This is a genomic window from Arthrobacter sp. A2-55 (assembly GCF_025548615.1).
GTDB classification, from domain to species: Bacteria; Actinomycetota; Actinomycetes; order Actinomycetales; family Micrococcaceae; genus Specibacter; species Specibacter silviterrae.
The window spans coordinates 109,169-124,333 of sequence record NZ_JAJLOZ010000002.1; the positions used below are offsets into that span (position 1 = coordinate 109,169).

Here is a 15,165-nt window from a genome sequence, read left to right on the forward strand (position 1 = left end):
TGGAACCAAAATCAAGTCTGACTGATGCGTCAGTTTGACAAATAGGCTAGAGTCATTTCATCGAAGCATCCGCCGCGCTGAAGGATCTCCCATGACTGAAGCAACTGAAGGCCGGGGCAAGCCGGACCGCCGCAACGCGATCCTTGAGGCCGCATGGCCGCTCATCGCCGAACGCGGCTACCACCATGTCCGGGTCCAGGACATTGCAGCGATCTGCGGCACCAGCACGGGGACCATCCACTACTACTTCCCCGGCAAGGACGACGTGCTGCAGGAGGCCTTGCGGTACTGCGTGGACCAGGCCTTCATCCGGCAGGGCGAGGCGCTGCGGCAGATTGAGAACGCGCGCAAGCGCCTGCTGGCCCTGATCGAAATGCAGCTCCCGGCGGGCGTGCAGGTTCGCAATGAATGGTCCATCTGGCTGCAGTTCTGGACCGAGACGTGCTTGAACCCGGAACTGCGTGCCCTCCACAACGACTTCTATGAGCGCTGGCTGGACGCCGTGGTCCGCACCGTCCGGCGCGGCCAGCGGCAGGGGATTTTCCGGGACACCGATCCGGTGGTCTTTGCCCGCCTGCTGACCTCCGCCACGGACGGGGCCGCCATCAAGATCCTGACGGGCGCCCCCAACATGAGTGTCGACTCCATGCGCCAAATGCTGGTCAACATCATCGACACCCACCTGAGCCTGCTGCCCGACGGCGGCACCCGGGCCGAAGCCGCCGTCGCCGGCAGGGCCTAAGGAGCACCATGCCTGTCAACACTGTCCGCCCGGAGCCGGATTCCCTGCAGGAACTTGCTGATGGCATTGCGTCCCGCCTCGCAGGCTGGCAGCGGCACGGCGAGCCCGAGTTCGAAGGAATCCGTCGCGCTGCAGTGGCCATCACCCTCTATGAAAAGGAAGGGCAGCCGCACTTCCTGATGATCAAGCGCACCGCGCGCGGGTCCAATCCGGGCCAGTGGGCACTTCCCGGCGGCAAGGCCGACCCCGGGGAATCCATAACGGAAACGGCACTGCGGGAACTCGAGGAAGAGACTGGGCTGCAGGCCGGCCCGGTGGACGTCCTTGGGGTGCTGGACGACTTCAACGCATCGCGGGGAATTGTGATCACCCCCATTGTGGTCCTGTTGCGCGGCCCCCAGAAGCCCCGCCGCAATCCGGCAGAGGTGGCTTCACTTCACCCCGTACCGCTGGCGCGGCTGCAGGCGCCGGGCGTGCCCCGCTGGAAGGAGACGGACCACGGCCCGCTCCTGCAAATGCCGCTGCGCCATGACATGGTGGTCCATGCCCCCACCGGCGCCATTTTGTGGCAATTTGCCTCGGTTGCCCTCGAGGGCGGCACTGTCCGCGTCAATGCCACTTTGGAACCGGCCTTCACGGCCAGCTGACCCGAGCCAAAACAAATTGCCCAGGTTAACGAGTTAACCGGGTGCGGCAACCCTCCCCGGCACGCGGGCGGGCGTAGGCTGGACTTCCCTGAAAAGACATCGATTCACTGCGCCGTTGAAGAGGTGCAGTTGAAGTTGGGCAGTCAACGTAACTCCATGGCAGACGCACATACCAGCAAAGACAATTCCACCCTTTTCACTTCCCTGGGCCGCCTGGCGCCACAATTGAAGCCGATCATCTGGCCACTCATCTGGGGCCTGCTGTCCGCACTGGCGGCCAGCGTGGTGGCGCTTGTCGTCCCCCAGGTCTACCGGGTGCTGGTCAACACAGCCCTGCAACCGGGCAACGGGACGAAGGGGCTGTGGACGGGTGCCGCCGTCGTGCTTGGCCTGGGCATCCTGGAAGCCGGGCTCATCGCGCTGCGGCGGCAGTTTGTCATTGTCCCCGCCACCACCGTGGAAACCCGGATGCGCACGTCCTTCTACCGCCACCTGCAGTCGCTCGCGGTGGAATTCCACGACCGCTGGGGCTCCGGCCAGCTCCTCAGCCGCGCCATGAGCGACCTGAATTTCATGCGACGCTGGATGGCATTCGGGGCCATCATGCTGGTGGTGACCACCCTGACCGTGGTGATTGGCGTGTCGCTTATGTTTTCCATGAGTTGGCAGCTGGGCCTGATTTTCCTCGCCGCGGCCGTGCCCATCGCCATATTCGGCTTTAGGTTCCGGCTGTCCTACGGCCGCGTCAGCCGCAAGAGCCAGGACCAGGCCGGCGACCTCGCCACCGCCGTGGAGGAATCCGTCCACGGCATCCGCGTGCTGAAGGCATTTGGACGGGGGCCGGAGGCGCTGGACTCCTTTGCCGGGCAGGCGCAGGAGCTCCAGGCCACTGAAATCCACAAGGCCAAGTCGCTCGCCGTGTTCTCGCTGGTCGTCACGCTGCTGCCCGAGCTGGCGCTGGGCTCGGGTCTGGTGGTCGGCATCCTGCTGGTTTCCGCCGGAAAGCTCGACGTCGGCGCACTGGTCGCGTTCTTCGCCACGGCCGCCGTGGTGGCCGGGCCGGTGGAATCCATGGGGCCGCTCATGGCGATGACCCTGACCGCCAAGACCGCGATCGACAGGCATTTTGAGGTCATGGACGCCGTCAACACCATCACCGATCCGGCCTCACCCGTCGCGCTGGACTCCGCGCGCGGCGAGCTGGAGTTCCGCGGCGTCCACTTCCGCTACCCGGACACCCCCGCAGCGACAAGGGACGTGCTGGACGGCATCAACCTCACGCTGCGGGCCGGTGAGACCATGGCGCTGGTGGGCGTCACCGGCTGCGGCAAAAGCACGCTGCTCAGCCTGGTTCCGCGCCTGTTTGACGTCACGGCCGGCACCCTGATGCTCGACGGCGTCGACGTCCGCCAGCTGACGCTTTCGGCGCTGCGCACCCATGTGGCCGTGGCCTTCGAGGACACCACCTTGTTCTCCAACTCCGTGCGCGACAACGTGCTGCTGGGCGCCGCCGAACAGCCGGGGCTCTCCCCCGAGGACGTCCTGGAGCAGGCCCTGGAAGTGGCGCAGGCAAGCTTTGCCTACACGCTCCCGCAAGGTGTGGACACGCTCATCGGTGAGGAAGGCCTGAGCCTGTCGGGCGGCCAGCGGCAGCGCATCGCGCTGGCCCGGGCCATCGCCGCCCGCCCCGCGGTGCTGGTGCTGGATGATCCCCTCTCTGCCCTCGACGTCAACACGGAGGAGCGCGTCACCGAACGGCTGCGCTCCGTGCTGGAGAGCACCACCACGCTCATCGTGGCCCACCGCCCGTCCACCGTGTCCCTGGCGGACAGGGTGGCGCTGCTGCAGGACGGGCGGATCACCGCCGTCGGCACGCACAGCGAACTCCTCGCAGCCAACAGCCACTACCGCTACGTGCTGGCCAGCCTCACCGAGGAGCCGCGGGACCTCGACAGCCACCTGGAAACCGGGCTCGGCGAGGAACTGGCCGAAGAACTGGGCGCAGGAAAGGAAGCGGGCGCATGAGCACCACCACCGGAACGGCCAACGAGGACCGCGTGGAACTGAGCAAGGCGGACAGCAAGGCGGTGCGGCAGCGCTCAGTCCGGCTGCTGCGCACCTTGCTCCGGCCCGTCCGCCGCCGCTTCATCATCACGGTGGTGCTGGTGGTGCTGTCCCAGGCCGCCAAGGTGTCCGGGCCACTGCTGATCGCCTACGGGATCGACTCCGCACTGCCCGCCGTCAGGTCCGGCGGCAACCTGCTGCCACTACTGGTCACGGGTGGGGGCTACCTGCTGGCCGCCGTCGCGAGCTCGTGGCTGACCGCCACCTACCTCACGGCCACCGCCCGGCTCAGCCAGGCCATGCTGCTTGACCTGCGCATCCAGGTTTTCCGCCATACGCAGCGGCTGAGCCTGGAATTCCACGAGACCTACACCTCGGGGCGCATCATTTCCCGCCAAACCTCGGACCTGGAGGCGCTGCGGGAGCTGCTTGATTCGGGCATTGCCGACCTGGCCTCCGGCATCATCTTCATGGTCCTGACGGCCGTGAGCATCTTCTCGCTCGACTGGATCACGGGGCTGCTGGTGCTGGCCGCCGCCGTTCCGATGTACTTCCTCTCCCGCTGGTACCAGCGCCGCTCGCAGGCTGCCTACCGGTCCTCGCGGGTGGTGTCCGCCCGGTTGATTGTACACTTCATTGAGACCATGACTGGCATCCGAGCGGTGAAGGCGTACCGGCGCGAGAAGGACAATGCCGCCACCTACGACGAACTCGCCGAGGACTACCGCCGCGTCACCGTCCGCTCCATCAACCTCAACGGCATCTTCCAGCCGGGCCTGGTGCTGATCGGCAATGTGGCCGTGGCCGTGGTGCTCCTGGTGGGCGGCTTCCGCGTCCTGGACCACGGGCTGGCCGTGGGCGCACTGCTGGCCCTCCTGCTGGCAACGAAGCGCTTCTTCCAGCCGATCAGCCAGATGGCCATGTTCTACAACTCCTTCCAGTCCGCCCAGGCCGCCCTGGAAAAGGTCTCCGGCCTGCTCGAGGAAGTCCCCACCGTCCTGCCGCCGCGCACGCCCGTCCCGCTGCCCCGCGCGCAGGGCCACATCCGGTTTGCCGGCGTCGAGTTTGGCTACGGCAGCGGCCCCGCCGTCCTGCCCCGGCTGGACCTGGACATTCCCGCGGGCCAGACTGTCGCCGTCGTCGGTGCCACGGGGGCGGGCAAGTCAACCCTTGCCAAGCTCATCGCCCGGTTCTATGACGTCACGGCAGGCTCCCTGACGCTCGACGGCGTCGAGTTGCGGCAGCTGTCCATCGCCGACTTGCGCCGTGCCGTGGTCATGGTGACGCAGGAGGCCTTCCTGTTCAGCGGAACGGTGGCCGAAAACATTGCGCTGGGAAACCCCGCCGCCAGCCGGGCCGAGATTGAGGCCGCGGCCAGGGAAGTGGGCGCCGACGGTTTCATCCGGGCACTGCCGGATGGATACGACACGGACGTCAACAAGCGGGGCGGGCGTGTCTCGGCGGGCCAGCGACAGCTGATTTCCTTTGCGCGAGCGTTCCTGGCGAACCCGGCGGTGCTGATCCTGGACGAGGCCACCTCCTCATTGGACATCCCATCGGAACGGATGGTGCAGGACGGCCTTCACCAGCTTTTGGGCGGGGGAAGCGGGCCCGGAGGGGCGCCCGGCCGGACGGCACTGATCATCGCCCACCGGCTCTCAACGGTGGCCATTGCCGACCGGGTGCTGGTGGTCCACGACGGGCGCATTGTGGAGGACGGCTCGCCGGCCGAGCTGATTTCCGGAGGCGGGCGGTTTGCCGCGCTGCACGGGGCGTGGCGGGACTCCCTGGTGTAACCCGCCCCGCACGGGGGCCGGCGGTGCGGCGATTTCGCGGAACGGGCCCCCGTCCGCTATTCTTGAGAAGTTGCTTTTCCGGACCTTCGCGGTCCTGGACGGCAATGGATCGGGGTGTGGCGCAGCTTGGTAGCGCGCGTCGTTCGGGACGACGAGGCCGCAGGTTCAAATCCTGTCACCCCGACCAGCAAGAGGCGCTGTCCATGCGGACAGCGCCTTTTTTGATTAACGCATCAGCATTCTGGCCCCCCGCTCATTCCTGGCGGGCGCCGCGCCATCGAGCCAAGCTGGCTGATAGCCCACACGCGGCAAACTCGACGCCGACCCCCACCCTTTACCCGGCCTGTTGTGGACATTTTCTAGGCAAAATCACAGGAAACTCACTCACAATGCCCAATCGGCGGGCGTAGTTTCCGGAAAGTACCCTAAAAACCGCCAAAGGAGATGGTTTTCCCATGACAGCAGCTACAGAAAGCAGACCACAGGGAGGAACTCCCGAATCCGCAATCAAACTCAAACGGCATCTGGGACCCATCGGCCTCCTCTTTACCGCCATTGGCTCCATCATCGGCTCCGGCTGGCTGTTCGGAGCCTACAACGCCTCCCAAATTGCCGGTCCCGCAGCAATATTTTCCTGGCTGATCGCCGGACTCATGGTCCTGATGATCGGCCTTTGCTATGCCGAGCTGGGACCCATGTTCCCCATCTCCGGCGGCGTGGTCAGGTACCCGCACCTGGTGTGGGGATCCTTCGCCAGCTATTCACTGGGCTTCATCACCTGGGTCAGCTCCGCCGCCGTCCCCGCCATTGAGGTCATGGGCGCACTGACCTACGCCACCAAATACGCGCCGTTCACCATCGCACAGCGGGTGGAAAACACCACGGTGCACACGCTGACACCGCTGGGCATCGTGATTGCCGTGGTGCTGATGGCCATCTTTGTCATGATCAACTACTACGGCGTCCGCCTCTTTGCCCAGATCAACAACGTCCTGGTCTGGTGGAAGCTGTTCATCATTGTCCTGGTGATCGCCACCTTCCTCATCATGGCCTTTGGCACCACCCAGATGGGGACCCTAAACAACTTCACCTCGCTGGGCTTCGCACCCTCCGGCAGCGCCGCGATCTTCACCTGCATCGCCACCGCCGGGATCACCTTCTCTTTCCTGGGCTTTCGCCAAGGCATTGAACTGGCCGGCGAAACAACCAATCCGAAGCGCAACATCCCCTTCGCCATCATTGGCTCCGTGGGCATCACGGCCGTCATCTATGCACTGCTCCAGGTCGCCTTCACCATGGGCATCCCTGAACACGTGCTGCAAAGCTCCGGCAGCTGGTCCCACCTGACCTTCACCAACGACTTCGGCCCCTTGGCAGCCCTGGCCACCACGGGCGGATTGGCCTGGCTGGCCTACCTGCTGTATGCCGACGCCATCATCTCCCCCACCGACACAGGCTTGATTTACACCACCATCGCCGCCCGCGTCTCCTACGCACAGGGTCGCAACGGCAATGCCCCGCGCTGGCTGGCGGCCACCAACAAGCATGGCGTTCCGCACTGGAGCCTGTTCCTGACGTTCCTGGTGGGCCTGGTCATGTTCCTGCCCTTCCCGAGCTGGCAGCAGCTGGTGGGCTTCATCACTTCCGCCACGGTACTGTCCTTCGGTTCGGGCCCCTTGGTGGTTGCCGCGCTGCGCCGCCAAATGGGAGACCGCCACCGCCCGTTCAAGCTGCCGGGTGGAAACACCATCCCGTTGATTGCCTTCTACTGCGCCAACCTGATCGTGTTCTGGGGAGGCTGGGGCACCAACTCCAAGATGTTCATCACCATCCTGCTCGGTTACCTGCTCCTGGTCCTTTTCCAATTCACCGGCGACCGCAAGAGCAAGCCCAAGCTGGACTTCAAGGCCGGTGCCATGTGGCTGGTCCCCTGGCTGGTGCTGGTTGGCTTCCAAAGCTGGCTGATGGACCCGTCGTCGCATCCTGAGCTGTTCTGGTGGGCCTTCCTGAGCAACGCCGTCATCACCGTGGTGGTGTTCATCCTGGCCCTGAACTCCCACCTTCCCCTCGCGAAAGTACAGCAGTACATCGACGACGCCGAAGAAGAGTCGCGTGAAGAAGATGAGGAACTGGCCATCTAGGCTGCCGACAACCTCGGCTGCAGCGTCCCGCTTCGACGAAGCGGGCCGCTGTAGCGTGCAGTCCCCCCTCGCGTGTGGGTCTCGAAAGGCCCAGTACCCTGACCCGAATGCACTTCGGCCCGGTGGCCAATAGTGTAGTTCCGGTTGAGGATCACTCGACCTAGAAATTGAGAACCAATGGGGGAATTACGTGAAGAAATTTACGCTGCACAGTGCCGCGATATCGGCATTGGTAGTGATGGCATTGACTGGCTGTGGTGTGTCCGGAGAAGCTGCCGGGATGGCTGGGCCAACGGCTTCCGCGACGCCCACTCCGAAAGCGGCGAAGCAGTACAGCAATGACGAGCTCATGGCCATGGTCAAGCAAATCAAGCCCGGGAGCGGTACGGAGTTGACCACCGCCTCCGCTGAAGAGCTCGCCGGGGCCAACCCGGTGAAGGCGCTCATGAGCATGTTCACCGTTGAACCGGCCGAATGCAAAGAGCTCGAGACTTTGGGCTCCTCGGAGCCTGTGGCAGGTTCAACCTCGGCAGCCGGCGCTGAAGTCAACAACGAATCAAGTGTCATGACCACGGTGACGCTCACTTCAGGGGTTGACGTGAAGTCGCTCCAACGGAGCCTCGACGCCAGCGTCGCCAATGCCGCCAAGTGTGCCACCATGACGCTGTCAATGGCAGGACAGTCCATGACCGTGGCCACGGACAAGTTCGCTGGCATCGGCACGGTACCGGGAACCATCGCCTACAGGACGGCAATGTCAACCCAAAGCGGCGCTGCACAAAGCACCTACATGGCGCACGCCATCAAGGATGGTGTCCTCATTTCGGTCACAGCGTCTGGCAAGGGTGCCGAAGCCAGCGGTGCCGCATCAGCAGGGGCGCTGATGGACCAGGCTGCAGCACTGATCAAGTAAGAGCCGCCCACGCGCCGGCACATCAGGGACAGGGCGGTGATTCCCGTAGGGGATCACCGCCCTGTCGGCCCTTCCCCAACCCTTCGGCCGCTACGCTCATGGCTTCGCCGAGCAAGACAGCCTTGCCGCTGGGGTGTGGTGGTTCGGCTCCTGCAGTTGGACGCAAAAGATTCTGAGCCGTTTGCTGGCTGGCCTGGGGTTCTCCTATGGATGGCTTTGTACCCTGTGTACGGCAGTGCACAAAGTGAACATCAGCGCATTTATCAAGGCCGCACGTCAATTTCGTCAAATATCCAGGGCCAAGACTCCGGTACGAATGGAAAAGATCACTTGGTGGGCATCGCCCGGATGGGCGCCTTCGCGACATCGGATACTGCTGCTGCCAAATGGCACTGGCGTCGCCATGCTACACGGGCCAGCTTCACCTCGGCGTTGTGTCCGAAGGCAGACGCCACGAAAGCCGCCAACGGAAGAATTGCGCAGATGATTATCCGTTCGGCCGCGATGCGGACTGCGGGCACCAGCAGAAGGAGCATCACCTGCACCGGGAATGCCGGGACCCGGGCAGCGGCCCCGGATAGACTGGGGACATGAGCGACACACTTCCCCCGTGCCCCGAATGTTCCGGCGAACTCGCCTACGAGATGGGCGAGCTGCTGGTCTGCCCGGAGTGCGGCCACGAATGGTCCCCTTCCGCTGCGGACACGGAAACTGAAAATGTGGTGCGGGACTCCGTGGGCAACGTCCTGGCCGACGGCGACACCGTGAGCATCGCAAAGACCATGAAAATCAAGGGCAACCCCCAGGGTCTCAAGGCAGGCACCAAGGTGCGCAACATCCGCCTCATCACGCCTGTTGACGGGCACGACATCGACGCGAAAATCGACGGCTTCGGCAACATGCTCCTCAAATCCAGCGTGGTCAAGAAGATCTAGCCCGGCACCCCAGCCCACCTTCCCACCCAGCACAGGACATCCGCGTGACTTCATGGCTTGAGGCACTGCCGGCCTTCACCCTGGCACTGTTGATCCTCGGCCTCCCCGGCGCCTGCGTGATGTTCACCCTCCGGCTCCGGGGGCTGGCGGCCCTGTGCCTGGCCCCGGCCGTCTCCGTCTCCATCATCGGCGTCAGCGCCATCGTGGCCCCGTGGCTCCACCTGGGCTGGGGCGCACCGGTGGTCCTGCTGGGGACGGCCATCGCGGCTGCCGGCGCCTACCTGGCCCGGCGTTTCATCCCCTACCTGTCCCCGGCAACGGCACCGGCACCGACACCCGCACCGGCAGGGGGACGGAACCCCTCCCGCGACCCGCGCGGCACGGTGGGCGCCGCCGCGGCCGGGGTCCTGACAGCATTGGCCATCACCACGGTGCTGCTGGCCACCGCCGCCGCCAACCCGGAGCAGTTCACCCAGGGCTACGACTCCGTTTTCCACCTCAACGCCACCGAACACGCGGTCCAAACAGGCAACGCCTCCTCCTTCGCGATCTCCAGCTTCATCCTGCCCACCGTCAAATCCGCGTTTTACCCGGGTGCCTGGCACGGACTCGCCAGCCTGCTGGTGATCCTCACCGGCATCAGCGTGCCCGCCGCCACAAACATCATGTGGCTAGCCGTGGCCGGGGTGGTCTGGCCGCTCAGTTGCGTATTCCTGGCACGGGTCCTCTTTGGCGACAGCCGCACAGTACTGGCGGCAACCGGCGCCCTCGCGGCCGCCTTCCCCGCCTTCCCGCTGCTCCTGCTGCAATACGGCTCCGCCTACCCCAATTCCCTGTCCAACGCTCTGGTCCCCGTGGGCATCGCCCTGGTCCTGCTCATCATCCGCCCCGCCGAGGGCCGCCTGCCCGGCCCGGCCATGGCCCTGGCCCTGGTGGTCCTCTTCCTCCCCGGCGCCATCACGGCCCAGCCCAACGGGGTGTTCAGCGTGCTCCTGGTGCTCACCCCCCTGCTGGCGGCCATGGTGTTCGGCTGGCTGCGCCGCAACTTTGCCCGCAGCCACCGCGCGGGCTGGATCAGGCTGGGCGCACTCGTGGCGGGCCTTGCCGCGGCCGGCGCCGCGCTGGCCCTCCTGCCGCAAATCCGCAGCCTGTTCAACTACACCAGCCCCGCATTCCTGCCATTCCCGCTGGCCCTGCTGCGCAACTTCACCAACGCCCCGGCCCCCATCTGGTTCCCGGCCGTGCTGCTGACCGCACTTGTCGTGCTGGGGACGTGGCGAGCCTTTACGGTGCACAAGCTGCGCTGGCTGCTGGGCGCCCTGGTGCTGGCGTCCTTCACCTACCCTCTGGCGGCCGGCACCAACCTGCCCCTGGCCAACTCCCTGATGGCACCCTGGTGGGACAACCCCGAGCGCATCGCCGCCCTCCTCCCCCTGGTGGCGGTGCCCCTGGCCGCAGTCGGGCTGGCCTGGTGCCTGGACTACTTGACGGGCAGGTTCCCGGCCCGCCTCGCCTGGGCCGCCACAGGCAAAGGCAGGACGACGGCGGCAGCCGGGCTCGCCGTCGTCCTCGCCTTCTCCAATCCCGGGATGTGGCAAATGGCCGGTGCCGTGCGCACCGTCTACAACGTGCCTGCACAGCCGGACTCCCTGGCCCAGGTGGACGCGGATGAACTGTCGCTGATCCACCGTCTGGACCAGTTCACCACTCCCAAGGACGTGATCGCCAACAATCCCTATAACGGTTCAGCCCTGGCCATGGCGCTGGCCGGGCGGCACATGCTGTTCCCGTACAGCTCCCAGGGAGACCTCAATCCCGACCTGTACACGCTGCGCTTTTGGCTGAACCGCGTGGGCGGCGACCAGCAGGTGTGTGCCGCCGCGAAGCGCCAGGGCGTCACCTACCTGCTCGATTTTGGCACCGATTACATCCCGGCTTTTGACAATCCCATGTCGCTTTATCCGGGAGTAACACTGGCCTCGGCGTCGGAGGGGTTCACGCTGGTGGCCAGGCAAGGCCACGCCGCACTGTATAAGCTCACCCTGTGCGGCGGCGTGCCCATGTAATATGTGGTCCATCTGCAGGAAGAAACATTCCATGGCTCGGGCTCCCATCGTTTCACCGTAGACATTAGAGTTGGATAAATGACTTGCTGTATCGGCAAGTTCCAAGGAGGAGCGCAACAGTGGGCAGCAGTTTTGGGGATCGACTAAGGCAGGAACGCTTGGACCGGCGCCTCACGCAGGCCGAGTTGGGCGGTTCGCTCTACTCATCCAGCTATATCTCCTTGCTCGAAAACGGCCGCCGCGAGCCCACCGTGGAAATCATCAAGCAGCTTGCCCGGCAGCTGCAGCTGGCGCCGCACTCCATTGAAGAGTGGGTCCGGCCCGTCTCCACGGAAGAGACCGAATACCTGCAAGCGTCCCTCTACGCCCGGCAGTGCTGGGACACCCGCGACTACTCCACAGCCGCATCCAACGCCGCCATCGCCGCCGAAAAGGCCATCGCCAGCCGCGACTCCGTGACCTGGTGGAACATGACGTACCTGCAGGCCAGCGCCCTGATGCGCAATGTTGAGTGTGAGTCGGCCCTGACCGTGCTGCACCGACTGTTGGCGAACCCGCTGACAGCCAGCAGCGATTCACTGGCACTGCGCACGCGCCAGGTCATGGCTGCCGCGCTGCTTGGCCTTGGCCGGCTCCCCGAGGCCATCGAGCAGGCCACCATGGCCGTGGAAATAGGGTCCGGGGACACCGAGGAGGAGTACTCCTCCTACCTGACGGCCCTGCAAACCCTGATCGGCGCCCTGACCGAGGCCGGCCGCCTGGATGACGCCTGGGAGCACTGCCTGACCCTGGCCGCTGCCATTACCGATTCCACGCCCGCACAGATGGCCGGGGAAATGCACTGGGTGATCGGCAATGTGGCCTTCATCCGCCAGGATGTCAGCAACGGCCTGAACCACCATGCCAAGGCCAGCCGCCTGCTCTCCCCCACCCAGGATTTGGCCCGCTGGGCCCAGTTCAACAAGTCCACGGCGTGGGTGCGGCTCGCTGCCGGTGTGGTGGAACCTGCCACCCTCCAGGCCATTGAGCGCAGTGAACTGGCCCATTCGGTGGTGGGGGCAACGGGAGCTGAAGCCATGGAGCTGACGCTGCTGCGGGCCCGCTGGAACTACCTGACAGGCGACACCGCCCACGCCCTGGCGCTCATTGAGGCCCTGGGCCCGGAGCGGTCCACACTGCCAAGCCACATTGCCGGTGACACGGCGCTCCTGCTGGGCCAGGTCCTGCAGGCCGAGGGCCGCCCGGAGGACGCCCTTCAGGCGTTCCGGGAAGCCCGGGAACTGGCCTTGCAGGCCGGCGCCGCGGACAGGGTGGCCCAGGCGGAGGCGGGCATCAAGGACACTGAATCGCCCCGCGACCTCGGCGCCGTCCAGCGCTAAATGAACTTCTTCCCGGTCAGCCGTTCGTAGGCGTCCACGTAACGCTCCCGGGTGCGCGCAATGACCTCCGCGGGCAGCGCGGGCGGCGGCGTGTCCGACTTCCGGTCCCAGCCGGAGGCGTCGCTGGCGAGCCAGTCGCGCACGTATTGCTTGTCAAAGCTGGGCTGCGCCTTGCCCGGTTCCCACAGCCCGGCGTCCCAGAACCGTGAGGAATCAGGGGTGAGCACCTCGTCGCCCAGGGTGATGGTGCCCGTGGCCGGGTCGGTGCCAAATTCCACTTTCGTGTCCGCCAGGATGATGCCGCGCTCCCGGGCAATCTCCTCCGCACGCGAGTAAATCCCCAGCGTCAGTTCCCGCAGGGCCCGGGCATTGTCCGCCCCCACCGTGCCCACCATGGTGTCAAAGGTGATGTTTTCGTCATGCGTGCCAACCTCCGCCTTGGCCGACGGCGTGAAAATGGGCTCCGCCAGGCGCGATCCGTCACCCAGGCCGTCCGGCAGCGGCAGGCCGCACACTGTCTTCGACGCGCGGTACTCCAACAGTCCCGAGCCCGTCAGGTAGCCCCGGGCGATGCACTCGATGGGGAACATCTCGAGCTTCCGGCACACCATGGCACGCCCCTCCACCGCGGCCGGCACGCCTTCCTCCACCGTGGTCGCAACGAGGTGGTTGGGTACGTCAAGCTGCTCAAACCACCACAGGCTCAGCTGCGTCAGGATCCGGCCCTTGTCCGGAATCTCGCTGGCCAGGATGAAGTCAAAGGCACTGATCCTGTCGCTGGCCACCACCAGGACCACGTCGCTGCGCCCGGCGAACGGCCCGGAGCCCACAGCCGGCGTATAGAGGTCGCGGACCTTGCCGGAGTAGACGTGTTCCCAGCCGGGCAGGGAGGGGGCAGTGCTGCTTGCTGCTGAAGCCATGATGATGTTTTGTCCTTATGCCTTGGGGGCGGGAACCGCCACGGTGATTTCGCCACGCGCCGCCTTGGCCGCAATGTCCGTGCGGTACTGGCCGCCCTCCAGTGAAATTTGCTCCATGCCGGCGTACGCCTTTTCGCGGGCATCTTCCAGGTCCGCGCCCAGGCCCACCACCGCCAGCACCCGCCCTCCGGCACTGACCACGCTGCCGTCGTCGTCCATGGCCGTGCCGGCGTGCAGCACGTGGACGCCCTCCAGCCGGTTCGCCTTCTTCAGGCCCCGGATCCTGTCCCCGGTGCGCGGGGTGTCGGGGTAGTTCTCACTGGCCAGCACGACGGCGACTGCCGTCTCAGGTGCCCAGCGCAGCTCGTCGATGTCCTCCAGCTGACCCTTCGCCGCCGCCATGAGCACGCCGCCGAGGGGAGTCTTGAGGCGGGCCAGGACGGCCTGTGTTTCCGGGTCGCCAAAGCGGGCGTTGAATTCGATGACGCGGGTGCCGCGGCTGGTCAGGGCCAGGCCGCAGTAGAGCACACCGGTAAAGGGGGTGCCCCGGTGGGCCATCTCGTCAATGGTGGGCTGGGCCACGCGGTCGATGACGTCCTGCACCAGGTTGGCCGGCACCCATTCCAGCGGCGAGTAGGCACCCATGCCACCGGTGTTGGGGCCTTCGTCGCCGTCGAAGATGCGCTTGAAGTCCTGCGCCGGGGCCAGCGGCACCACGGTGCGGCCGTCGGCCAGGACAAAGAGGGAAACTTCGGGACCGTCAAGGAATTCCTCTATGACCACGGTGCCGCCCACGTCAAAGCATGACTGGGCGTGGGCCAGGGCTTCCTCGCGGTCGCGGGTGACCACCACGCCCTTGCCTGCCGCCAGGCCGTCGTCCTTGACAACGTAGGGTGCACCAAAGGCATCCAGCGCATCCGCGGCTTCCGCGGCGTTGGTGGCCACGCGGGCCATGGCCGTGGGGACCTGGGCCTCCGCCATGACGGTCTTGGCAAAGGCCTTCGACGCTTCGAGCTGGGCGGCTTCCCGGCTGGGGCCAAACACCGGAATTCCGGCCGCGGTGAGCGCATCAGACACGCCCGCAGCCAGCGGGGCCTCGGGGCCCACCACCACCAGGTCGCTCTCCAGCCTGACGGCAAGGGCTGTCACGGCTGCGGGGTTGTTGGCGTCGATGGCGTGCGTGGGCACGATCTCGGCGATGCCAGCGTTGCCGGGGGCCGCATGGACCTCCGTGACATTCGGGTCACGCAAGAGGGAGCGGACAATGGCATGTTCGCGGCCGCCGGGGCCAATCACTAGTACCTTCACGATTCAAGGGTACAAGGCCCCGCAACCACTTCCGCAACGCTTTAGCCGGGCCAGTGGCGGCGGACACATTTCGCCCGGAGTGTCAATGGGCAGGACTCCACGTCCTGATTCTGCGGTTTCTCCCGAAACATGCGGTTTGCCCCTTGCGGCCCGGTTTTTCGACTTGCTAGCGTCAATGGTGGGCTGGCCCGGATCTTTTTCGGGTGCCGGCGCCGGGTTCACCACCGGTTTGCACCCGTGACAGGCATTGGCTC

Annotated in this window: 11 protein-coding genes and 1 tRNA gene; 10 read left to right on the plus strand and 2 right to left on the minus strand. The window is 65.7% G+C overall.

Going from position 1 to position 15,165, the window contains the following annotated elements; genetic code table 11:
* The first annotated feature begins 91 nt into the window (after window positions 1-91).
* The 10 genes from LPN03_RS01155 to LPN03_RS01200 all read left to right on the plus strand — a co-directional run bounded on the left by LPN03_RS01155 (window position 92) and on the right by LPN03_RS01200 (window position 12,683).
* The gene (locus tag LPN03_RS01155; RefSeq protein ID WP_165181621.1) at window positions 92-742 is read left to right on the plus strand and encodes a TetR/AcrR family transcriptional regulator; all 651 of its coding nucleotides are present in this window, start codon (window positions 92-94) and stop codon (window positions 740-742) included.
* 8 nt (window positions 743-750) lie between these two features.
* On the plus strand, window positions 751-1,389 hold the full coding sequence (locus LPN03_RS01160; RefSeq protein ID WP_165181622.1) for an NUDIX hydrolase: 639 nt from the start codon (window positions 751-753) through the stop codon (window positions 1,387-1,389).
* Window positions 1,390-1,545: 156 nt separating this feature from the next.
* Entirely contained in the window at window positions 1,546-3,414 is a 1,869-nt protein-coding gene (locus tag LPN03_RS01165) for an ABC transporter ATP-binding protein (RefSeq protein ID WP_262452651.1), read from the plus strand.
* A complete protein-coding gene (locus tag LPN03_RS01170; RefSeq protein ID WP_165181624.1) occupies window positions 3,411-5,249 on the plus strand; it encodes an ABC transporter ATP-binding protein in 1,839 nt (612 codons plus the stop codon). The genes LPN03_RS01165 and LPN03_RS01170 overlap by 4 nt, the downstream gene beginning before the upstream one ends.
* A gap of 110 nt (window positions 5,250-5,359) precedes the next feature.
* A tRNA-Pro gene (locus tag LPN03_RS01175) sits at window positions 5,360-5,436 on the plus strand.
* Window positions 5,437-5,704: 268 nt separating this feature from the next.
* Complete coding sequence (locus LPN03_RS01180; protein WP_165181625.1) at window positions 5,705-7,390, plus strand: APC family permease; 1,686 nt, start codon at window positions 5,705-5,707, stop codon at window positions 7,388-7,390.
* A gap of 280 nt (window positions 7,391-7,670) precedes the next feature.
* A complete protein-coding gene (locus tag LPN03_RS01185) occupies window positions 7,671-8,303 on the plus strand; it encodes a hypothetical protein (RefSeq protein WP_262452652.1) in 633 nt (210 codons plus the stop codon).
* Between the two features lie 590 nt (window positions 8,304-8,893).
* Window positions 8,894-9,238, plus strand: a complete 345-nt coding sequence (locus LPN03_RS01190) for a zinc ribbon domain-containing protein YjdM (RefSeq protein WP_165181627.1) — start codon at window positions 8,894-8,896, stop codon at window positions 9,236-9,238.
* 44 nt (window positions 9,239-9,282) lie between these two features.
* On the plus strand, window positions 9,283-11,304 hold the full coding sequence (locus tag LPN03_RS01195) for a DUF6541 family protein (protein WP_262452653.1): 2,022 nt from the start codon (window positions 9,283-9,285) through the stop codon (window positions 11,302-11,304).
* A gap of 119 nt (window positions 11,305-11,423) precedes the next feature.
* Window positions 11,424-12,683, plus strand: a complete 1,260-nt coding sequence (locus LPN03_RS01200; protein ID WP_262452654.1) for a helix-turn-helix domain-containing protein — start codon at window positions 11,424-11,426, stop codon at window positions 12,681-12,683.
* On the opposite strand, the gene LPN03_RS01205 is transcribed toward LPN03_RS01200, so the two are convergent.
* Together LPN03_RS01205 and purD are read right to left on the minus strand one after the other, a co-directional pair.
* Window positions 12,680-13,603, minus strand: a complete 924-nt coding sequence (locus LPN03_RS01205) for a phosphoribosylaminoimidazolesuccinocarboxamide synthase (RefSeq protein ID WP_262452655.1) — start codon at window positions 13,601-13,603, stop codon at window positions 12,680-12,682. The two genes, LPN03_RS01200 and LPN03_RS01205, sit on opposite strands and share 4 nt — an antisense overlap.
* Window positions 13,604-13,618: 15 nt before the next feature.
* Entirely contained in the window at window positions 13,619-14,911 is a 1,293-nt protein-coding gene (gene purD, locus LPN03_RS01210) for a phosphoribosylamine--glycine ligase (RefSeq protein WP_262452656.1), read from the minus strand.
* Window positions 14,912-15,165: the final 254 nt, after the last annotated feature.

Coding starts and splice junctions, on each gene's coding strand:
- LPN03_RS01155 (WP_165181621.1), top strand. CDS start 92: ATGACTGAAGCAACTGAAGGCCGGGGCAAGCCGGACCGCCGCAACGCG.
- LPN03_RS01160 (WP_165181622.1), top strand. CDS start 751: ATGCCTGTCAACACTGTCCGCCCGGAGCCGGATTCCCTGCAGGAACTT.
- LPN03_RS01165 (WP_262452651.1), top strand. CDS start 1,546: ATGGCAGACGCACATACCAGCAAAGACAATTCCACCCTTTTCACTTCC.
- LPN03_RS01170 (WP_165181624.1), top strand. CDS start 3,411: ATGAGCACCACCACCGGAACGGCCAACGAGGACCGCGTGGAACTGAGC.
- LPN03_RS01180 (WP_165181625.1), top strand. CDS start 5,705: ATGACAGCAGCTACAGAAAGCAGACCACAGGGAGGAACTCCCGAATCC.
- LPN03_RS01185 (WP_262452652.1), top strand. CDS start 7,671: ATGGCTGGGCCAACGGCTTCCGCGACGCCCACTCCGAAAGCGGCGAAG.
- LPN03_RS01190 (WP_165181627.1), top strand. CDS start 8,894: ATGAGCGACACACTTCCCCCGTGCCCCGAATGTTCCGGCGAACTCGCC.
- LPN03_RS01205 (WP_262452655.1), bottom strand. CDS start 13,603: ATGGCTTCAGCAGCAAGCAGCACTGCCCCCTCCCTGCCCGGCTGGGAA.